We start from the raw sequence: 8,928 nt of genomic DNA on the forward strand, positions 1-8,928 counted from the left end.
GTAATTGCCAAAAGAGTAACCCTAAAACAGTTTCAACATTCCAGTGCCCCGGTTTCGTATAGAAGTCGGGGCACGTTTATTTTCGATATTTCCGGTTGATTAACTCGGCGACAAGACCCGTCCAGCCAGTTTGATGACTGGCACCTACCCCACGCCCATTGTCCCCGTCGAAATATTCATAGAACAGCACATAGTCCCGAAAATAAGGATCCTGGTATTTAGGATGCTGCCCAAAGACCGGGCGTTTTCCGTCGGCATCGAGGGTAAACAGGCTGATGAGTCGGTTGGTTAACTCGTGGGCAACCCGGTCGAGTGTAATCTGCTGACCCGATCCAACCGGGTATTCGACCGTAAAACTGTCGCCAAAATAGTGGTAGAAGCGATCCAGACTTTCGACCAACAGGTAGTTGACAGGCATCCAAACCGGCCCTCGCCAGTTGCTGTTGCCCCCAAACATGCCACTGTCGCTTTCGGCCGGGGTGTATGTCAGCCGGAAGGTGGTGCCCTCCAGGGTAAACTCATACGGGTTGTCCCGGTAAACCTTCGATACCGCCCGAATCCCGTGAGGGCTCAGGAACTCCTGCTCATCCAGCATCTTCGACAGCAGGGCTTTCAGGCGGAACCCGCGCAACAAACTAAGTAATCGTTTTTCGTCGACCCCTTTTTCGGTATAGCGCGAGACCTGGTTATACAAATCCGGACGGTGCCCCTGAAACCAGACCATTCGGCTGACGAATGCCGGATTTGCCTGTAAAAGCTCATCATCCAGCACCTCGACCGCAAACATCGGAATCAGGCCAACCAGCGTTCGAACCCGCATACGTTGCACACTGCCATCGTCCATGCGCAACTGATCGTAGAAGAAGGCATCTTCTTCATCCCAAAGACCAACGTTGCTGTTACCGATGTTGGTAATGGCACCGGCTATGTACAGAAAATGGTCAAAGAACTTGGTTGCCATTTCGTCGTAAACCGAGTCGTGGCGGGCCAGTTCCAGCGCGATGCGCATCATGTTGAGGGCGTACATGGCCATCCAACTCGTGCCGTCGGCCTGCTCCAGATGGCTGTTCCCGGGAAAAATGGTATTCCGATCAAACACACCGATGTTGTCGAGACCTAGAAACCCACCTTCGAAAATGTTGTTCCCGGATTGATCTTTCCGGTTCACCCACCACGTAAAGTTGAGCATCAGTTTGTGAAAGATGCCCCGCAAAAACGTTAAATCCTCTTCCCCCGGCGGCTTGCGCTCCAGTTCCAGATGGTAGATGCGCCAGGCCGCCCATGCCTGCACGGGTGGGTTCACGTCGGAGAAGTTCCACTCGTAGGCGGGTAGTTGCCCGTTCGGATGCATAAACCACTCATTGGTCAGCATCATCAGTTGCTGCTTGGCAAGGCCAGGGTCTATCAATGAGAGAGTTACGCAGTGAAAGGCCCAGTCCCAGGCCGCATACCAGGGGTATTCCCACTTATCGGGCATGGAAATGACCCCGGCATTGATCAACTGGAGCCAGCTATGATTGCGGCCATGCAACCGTTCGGGGGGGGGCGGTGGACTATTCTCATCGCCATCAAGCCAGCGCGACACATCGTAATAATAATACTGCTTACTCCAGAGCATGCCGGCAAACGCCTGCCGTTGTACCAGTCGCTCGTCGGAAGTGGCTTCGCTGGATTGTATCTGTGCGTAGAAATCGTCCGCTTCTTTTTTTCGCTGGTCGAAGATGGCATCGAAACCAACAAACGGCGTCGCCAGACCCGTACCCGTCTGACCCGTTGCTTCGAGCCGGAGCCGAATTATAGCCGATTGGCCGGATTCGACCGTTATGGTATAATGCGCGGCTGCCCTGGTGCCCGTCTGGGCCGGGTTAACCGTATCGGCCCCATACAGTACATGATCGTGGATGCCATCTTTTGGATACCGTGAGCCCGTATGGGTGTTATAAAGACGGGCCGTGTTGGTTTCATTGTCGCAGAACAGCCATTCCGGCTTGCCGTCGGCGTGCAGAATATACCGCCCCAGAGCCGAGTCTTCGACGGATACGGTTTTGTCGGGTTGCAGCACGAGCGACGGCCGGTAGTTGGGTACGCCATCCGAATCATCGCCAAATACCCAGGTGTTGCGAAACCAGAGTGTTGGCAGCACGTGCAACGCGGCCGCTTCTGGTCCGCGATTGTGCACCGTTATCGTCATTAGTATGTCCTGCGGACCCGCTTTGGCATACTCGACAAAGACATCGAAGTAGCGGTCAGCATCGAACAGCCCCGTGTCGAGCAATTCAAACTCGGGGTCCTGTCTACCCCGGCGTCGATTTTCATGGAGAAGCTGTTCGTAGGGGTAAGCTGCCTGCGGGTACTTGTAGAGCATTCGCTGGTAGGCATGCGTTGGGGTGTTGTCCAGGTAATAATAAAGCTCTTTAACATCTTCGCCGTGGTTACCTTCGGCATTGGTCAGCCCGAAATACCGCTCCTTCAGAATCGAATCGTTCCCGTTCCAGAGGGCCAGTGCCAGGCAAAGCTGCTGCTTATCGTCGGAAATACCAGCAATGCCCTCCTCGCCCCAGCGGAAGGTGTAACTGCGGGCCATGTCGTGCGTTGTGTAGTTCCAGGCATCGCCATTCGCGCTGTAATCTTCACGCACGGTCCCCCATTGGCGGTCCGAAACGTAGGGGCCCCACTGCCGCCAGGCAGGATCTTCTAATCGATGGTGTTCGGTAGTCAAGTGCAGTACGATATATGATGTAGGCTACAGGCTATAAGACATAGGGCGTAGGCTGGATGCATTCTGGTAATCCGATTTCCTACGCCATGATCCTGTAGCCCCCCCTTCCTATCCATTTGACGCGAAGCCTTCGAAAACGGTCATGCCACCGTCGATAAAGATACTGGCTCCGGTAATGTAGTCTGATTGATCGGAAGCCAGGAAAACGGCCAAATTACCGATATCGGCAGGCTGACCGATTCGATTGTACGGAATCAACGTCATCAGACTGTTCAGGGCCTGGGGCGTTTCCCAGGCAGACTTGTTGATGGGCGTCTGAATCGCGCCGGGGCAAATGCTGTTCACCCGAATCCGCCGGTCACCGTATTCCTGCGCCAGCGATTGCATCAGCATTTTAACCCCGCCTTTAGACGTAGCGTAGTTAACGTGCCCGCCCCAGGGTATCAGTTCATGGACCGAACTCATGCAGATGATTTTTCCGGTTGCAGCCGACACGTCGGGGCGCGGTCCACGACGCAAAAACTCTCGGATGGCCTCGCGGGCACACAGGAACTGGCCGGTCAGGTTGACGCCAATGACGGTGTTCCACTGGTCCAAGGTCATCTCATGAAATTTCGCATCCCGTTGTAAACCCGCGTTGTTGACCAGAATATCGATTGTGCCATACTGAGCGACAACATCCGCAAAAAATTTGATTACCTGATCTTCCTGCGTCACGTCGCACTGCGCAATGATACCCGTACCGCCCTCGTTCGTAATCTCACTCAACACGGCACTGGCCGCGTCCTTACTGCTTTCGCCCGGATAATTTACAACAACCGTAGCACCGGCAAGGGCTAATGATTTTGCGACTCCTGCACCGATGCCACTGCTGGCTCCGGTAATTACAGCGACCTGTCCTTTCAATACCTGATCCATGAATTTCCTAATAAGTTTAGTCTATAAGCCCCTTTCGCCTGGTTTTGTTAAGACCACTGAATAAGTCATCTCTTCCGGAATTTTCGTAGCAAACGTACGCTAGGACCAGCGGCCATCCAACAAATTAATCAACTGTTAATCCACTAATTATTGTCAGAAAAACCAGGAAGCAGCCACCCCTAAATTTGTACTATTTTTTAGAAATTGGATTTTAACGATACAAACTAGGCCCACAAACGTATAGAGTCCTATAATTTAGAATTATTAGAAAAATACAATTCATACGTAGAAAATAGGGACTTGTTGTACTTTTTCAATAAACGCCCTAATTTGCTCAGAAGGAATATAATTATAAAATGAATGTTTCGTAAAACACTGGTTTTCAGCAATAGCCCTATTGCATTAAATAGCTTTCAGCCCACACCTTTGTCCCGGTAAAACAAAAATTTCAAACCAATGAAAAAATTCCGTTTAGCAGTAGCTGTCCTTTTATCAGCAATGAGTCTGGCAGGCATGGGAGATGCCAAAGCTGACACAGGTTCAGGAATGAGTGGTGTGAAAGTTGAGAAGTCCGAGCAAAAGAAAGTACGCATTTATACACAGCCGGGAGCATCGGTTGACGTGGCGATCATTGACGCCGACGGCAACGTTCTCTATCGGGGATTTATTTCTAAAAATGCCAAACGGGCTACTTCGTTCAACTTGAACAATTTGCCGGATGGTCAGTATTACCTGACAGCCAGCAACAACGCCTGGTGGATGTCTCAGGGCCTGACGATCAAAGCGAACGCGCTCAACGTAGACGAACGCGGCCTGCAGCAAATGGCTGAGCCTACGCTGACGGCTTACGAAAAGAACAAAATTGAAGTAGTTCTGCCTGCCAAAAACATTAACGAAGCCAATGTAGCCATCTACGATGCGCAGAATGTGCTGGTTCAGACCGACACGTTCAAGGGTTCAGTTCGCCGGTTTGATTTGTCGGCTCTTCCAGATGGTGCCTACACATTTGTGGTTGGTCCTAATGAGAAGAAGTTTATTTCTCGCGTTGCCATTCAGCACTAGGGTTTCTGGGGTGTAAACACCTTCGGCTTTTTTAACACACTTTCTCAACAAACGTGTGACTAGTCTTTTCGGACAAGCTAGTCACTGCCCTCTTCCGCCCGCTGCTTTCTTACAGAAGGCAGCGGGCTTTTTTATGTCTCCTACACACTGGGGGCAGGTTCTGAATGAACCGCTTAATTATGAACCGATTACCATTCGTGAGGAACGTTCAGAATAGGTAATTTGTGGAACAATGCGCTGATTCGCGCCTGATGTATATAGGTTATTTATTTACATAAACTCAATTTAAAAAACTTTATAGAATTAATTAGACCCATATATACACTTAGCTACATTTTATACACTTTTTTTACCTAAAAAAAACCCCATACCTCCGGTGGAACTGTATATTTGAGAAATTCTATAAACAGTACACCCATGATACCCATAAATGAAAAACTTAAAGCAATTTTTATTGCGCTCAAAACAACCCCCCATCGGTTTCTAATTGACCATCAATTTAACCGAATGACTATTTACAATATAGTCGGCGGCAGAACGAAACCCGGTTTAGAGATATTAGAGCGAATTTGCGAAGCCGAGCCCAGAATTTCGGCGGAGTATCTGCTTCGGGGCGAAGGACCTCCGTTAAAAGAGTTAGGCAAAGCCAGCTCGGCGAAGAATTCCCGGCGACAACTGCGCGAACGTCAGCTCCACGCGTCGGTCGGCCGGTCGGCGGGCGAAGTTGGTAGAGAATAATAAGTAAGCCAATGTGATTCCTTGTAAAGATACCCCACTCTAACACGGTGGGGTATCTTTTTATCAGGCATCTAAACCACAAACTTAAAGAGCCAGCCCAGTGCTCTTCATGCGCGTAACAGCCAGTTCCTTCATCTTGCTCTCAAAAACAATGTCCAGTTCCTTACCATAGGTGTTGACGGGTGTATAGATCCAGTCGGCATGGGCTTCCCGGCGCGCTTTCGGGTCCTCATAATCCCGGCGGGAATTGGAGAAATGAAAAACAGGCCTCACATCCCAGGTATTGTAGGCTACCCTAAACGCTTCCTCTTCGCTCAATTGCCCTGGATTGAGGGAATGATGGAAATAATCGAAAACAATGGGTATGCCAATGACTTCGTGCAGATGTATCAGATCCTCAACCGCGTACAAGTTTACCCGATCATCATTTTCAATAGTCAGGCGAGCCCGAAGATTCTCGGACAGTAAGCTAAAGTTCTGGGCAAACCGTATTAACGTTGCTGTTTTATCCCCATAAGTTCCGCCAACATGGAAATTGATTTTGTTCCAGTGTGATGGCTTGAGTCCCATCAGGTCAAAAACCTCCGATTGCGTTTCAAGATCCTTTATCGTGTTTTCCAACACCCTCCCCTGGCCGGCCAACTGATTGAATGGGCCCGGATGGGCCGTTAATCGAATAGGCCGACTGCCAATCTCCTCCAGTGTCTCCCGGATGTCGACAAAGTCGGGGAGCTCTGAAAACCGATACTCCGACGACCAGGGAAACAAGTCGGAGGAGATTCGAAACAGGCGAAATCCATTTTCCAGATTCCAGTCAACAATTTTTAACAGATCCTGCACATTTTTCAACGCCAGTTCCGATGCATACGCTACACCTCTCTCGGTGAAGGTCTTCTTGATCATTCCCCGATTGCTGGTAATTTTATCAGCCTGAAGGCTGAGGTTGATACAAGCATATCCGGCGTTCAGTGGTATTGCCTCCATGCTGACTAAACTGAAATGCCCGACCTCCAGTTTAGCTTTTTTTACCGTTTGTTCAAAAGTCGTCTAATTGGGAATAAAAAGGCGGGAAGTGACTTATCTTCAACGGTCAAGTCACACTGTCCTCATTAACTGCTGATTCAGCCAGGAAAGCGTATGGAAGACCTCACCCTTGCCCAAATCAATGATCTTGCGTCCGCTTATTGTGATATGGCCCGTTCGTTGAACGAGTTCCAGGCTGTGCATTGGACCCAATTGACCCATGAACAGCAACTGGACCTGAATGCCTATCAAAACAGCCTGCTGGACCGCGCCCAGGCGATGCAACTACGAACGACCCGCCCTGCGTTCACCAACGCGGATCAGATAACTATTCGCATCCTGGAAGGCACACACAAAGCCAGAGCGAGTCTGCAACAGCTCAACGATCTGCCGGTTGCGATCAACGTCGGGGCTATTACCGTGGCACTTGCCGCTTATGCAGCCCGCGCCAACGCTCGGGGTATTGAGCTGGCCCTGCGCGAGCTGGACGATTTAACCCGGCAGTAAGTAATACTAGTCAATAAAAAACCGCTGGAAAACAGACGCTCTGCTTTCCAGCGGTTTTTTATTGACTAAGATCCGCACTTATAAGATCAATCCTGACGGCGATTTTACTCCCACCAATTCAATGGCAAAGGTTAGATCCTGTCCGGCCAACGGATGATTGGCATCCAGCGTAACATGTGTATCTGTCAACGAACGGATAATAACCGGAATTGGACGCGGGTTACCATCTTCATGCATGTTGAGTGTCGTGCCCACCTCAAGGGGAATATCGGCTGGAATATCTGAACGCTCCAGCGTAAAAATCATATCTTCATTGGCTGGCCCATACGCATCTTCCACGGGGATATTGATGGTTTTCTTTTCCCCCTGGCTCATGCCCGTTATGCCATCATCGAACCCTTTAATAACCTGACCACTGCCAACAGTGAACTCCAGGGGCGATCGGCCTTCTGATGAATCGAATACGGTTCCGTCGCTCAGGGTTCCGGTGTAGTGAACCTGAACGGTATCGCCAGATTTTGCTTGTGCCATATTGTTATGTTGTTTGTGGTAAAAAACGTCGCCATAAAAATACCGGAACTTCCGGCAATGGTTGGACTATACGCTAACTTCTGACGAACTACCGACCAAGGGCAAAAGTTCAAACTTTATACACTGCTCCCGAACGTTCGCCCCTGCCCTTGACAACTGCCTACAGCTCCGCTGACCTGCATCGACAATCGAGTTGACAAAGATTGATCCCGCTTTCGATCTATTTATGAATGGCGATCGCCCACGTTGAGCAAGTGGGGGCAGGTGGACGACTTCAACTCCTTAATGATAAATATTTGCCCTAAATTCTCTTCACAAATCGAAAATATATATTAGAATCTTATATATATTTACAGTAAATCGTACGTAAAACTGTCTTTTCCCAGCATGGAATCATCGGGTAATGAGTTTCTAAGAGGAACTCTAAAAACAATCATTCTTAAATTACTGTCTGAACAGAAACCAGATCCTGCCGGCCAGACCTCTTCCCGGCAGGGCCGTATGTATGGTTATGAGATTACTCAGGCCGTAAAAGAGCGAACACATGGCGAAATAACCTTGACGTTTGGCGCGTTGTACCCCGTTCTGCATAAGCTGGAACAGGAAGGATTGCTGACGACAGAAACGGAGGAAGTAGAAGGACGACTGCGCAAATACTATACATTGACCCCCCAGGGCACCCAGGCTGCGGTGCAGAAGGTATCGGATTTCGAGCGATTTATGGATACCATGCGTGTCTTACTGCGGTTGCCTGTCAATTTAGCCACAAGCCATTAAACAGCTTTTTTCACGAGTATAAACTGGGATAGCGCCATGGAAAAACTCAGCCCTCAACAACTAACGACCTTACATAACCACCTAATTCACAGCGGCTCATCCGATGTGCTGGTTGACGAACTGCTGGATCACCTCGCCTGCGAAGTAGAACGGTATCTCTGGCTGGGACTTCCTTTCGATAAGGCTATGGACGCCGTGCTGGAACAGGCCAATGTAAAAGCGGTACGGCACCTACGCGAAACCTACCAGATTGAGCTTGCCATGACCGACGATCAGTTGAAGCAGGCTAGTCTGGACGATATAATTTTCGAATTCCGTAACAAAGCCTACGGAGCCTACGACTTGCGCCGGGCTTACCCGACGACTTTACGCAACGCCTTTATCATGGCGCTTGGTTTGTGCATGATGCTCATGGCAATAATGGATGGTATCAGTCGCCACGCCTGGTCATACATGAGCCTGAGTGGCGTTGTTTGGCTCACCGGGTTGAGCGGTGTTACGTTTGCCGTCATTAGCTGGTATCTGCAAAGCACACGTCATCAACTATCTATGCGCAGAGGATTACAGTAAACTTGTAAAAAAAATAGTGGCAGCGGTTTTTAGGCTCACCAGTTAAGAATCTGGTGAGCCTAAAAACCGCTGCCACTATTTTA

The 8,928-nt window shown here is 49.7% G+C and carries 9 protein-coding genes; 5 read left to right on the forward strand and 4 right to left on the reverse strand.

Annotated elements, in window-relative coordinates; translation table 11 throughout:
• Window positions 1–76: 76 nt before the first annotated feature.
• Both ACYU8Y_RS17215 and ACYU8Y_RS17220 read right to left on the reverse strand, forming a co-directional pair.
• Complete coding sequence (locus ACYU8Y_RS17215) at window positions 77–2,719, reverse strand: MGH1-like glycoside hydrolase domain-containing protein (protein WP_460939290.1); 2,643 nt, start codon at window positions 2,717–2,719, stop codon at window positions 77–79.
• Between the two features lie 108 nt (window positions 2,720–2,827).
• A complete protein-coding gene (locus ACYU8Y_RS17220; RefSeq protein ID WP_460939291.1) occupies window positions 2,828–3,637 on the reverse strand; it encodes a glucose 1-dehydrogenase in 810 nt (269 codons plus the stop codon).
• 456 nt (window positions 3,638–4,093) lie between these two features.
• On the opposite strand from ACYU8Y_RS17220, the gene ACYU8Y_RS17225 reads away from it, so the two are divergent.
• A complete protein-coding gene (locus ACYU8Y_RS17225) occupies window positions 4,094–4,699 on the forward strand; it encodes a DUF3244 domain-containing protein (RefSeq protein ID WP_460939292.1) in 606 nt (201 codons plus the stop codon).
• 417 nt (window positions 4,700–5,116) lie between these two features.
• Window positions 5,117–5,437, forward strand: a complete 321-nt coding sequence (locus ACYU8Y_RS17230; protein ID WP_460939293.1) for a hypothetical protein — start codon at window positions 5,117–5,119, stop codon at window positions 5,435–5,437.
• 84 nt (window positions 5,438–5,521) lie between these two features.
• On the opposite strand, the gene uvsE is transcribed toward ACYU8Y_RS17230, so the two are convergent.
• Complete coding sequence (gene uvsE, locus ACYU8Y_RS17235; RefSeq protein ID WP_460939294.1) at window positions 5,522–6,421, reverse strand: UV DNA damage repair endonuclease UvsE; 900 nt, start codon at window positions 6,419–6,421, stop codon at window positions 5,522–5,524.
• Window positions 6,422–6,574: 153 nt separating this feature from the next.
• On the opposite strand from uvsE, the gene ACYU8Y_RS17240 reads away from it, so the two are divergent.
• Window positions 6,575–6,967, forward strand: a complete 393-nt coding sequence (locus tag ACYU8Y_RS17240; RefSeq protein WP_460939295.1) for a hypothetical protein — start codon at window positions 6,575–6,577, stop codon at window positions 6,965–6,967.
• Window positions 6,968–7,045: 78 nt separating this feature from the next.
• On the opposite strand, the gene ACYU8Y_RS17245 is transcribed toward ACYU8Y_RS17240, so the two are convergent.
• A complete protein-coding gene (locus ACYU8Y_RS17245) occupies window positions 7,046–7,498 on the reverse strand; it encodes an FKBP-type peptidyl-prolyl cis-trans isomerase (RefSeq protein ID WP_460939296.1) in 453 nt (150 codons plus the stop codon).
• Window positions 7,499–7,885: 387 nt separating this feature from the next.
• Between ACYU8Y_RS17245 and ACYU8Y_RS17250 the strand changes: the two genes are divergently transcribed.
• Together ACYU8Y_RS17250 and ACYU8Y_RS17255 are read left to right on the forward strand one after the other, a co-directional pair.
• Window positions 7,886–8,275, forward strand: a complete 390-nt coding sequence (locus ACYU8Y_RS17250) for a PadR family transcriptional regulator (RefSeq protein ID WP_460939297.1) — start codon at window positions 7,886–7,888, stop codon at window positions 8,273–8,275.
• A gap of 36 nt (window positions 8,276–8,311) precedes the next feature.
• Window positions 8,312–8,845 (forward strand): hypothetical protein, encoded by a 534-nt coding sequence (locus ACYU8Y_RS17255; RefSeq protein ID WP_460939298.1) that lies wholly within the window; start codon window positions 8,312–8,314, stop codon window positions 8,843–8,845.
• Window positions 8,846–8,928: the final 83 nt, after the last annotated feature.

Source organism: Spirosoma humi (assembly GCF_054776575.1).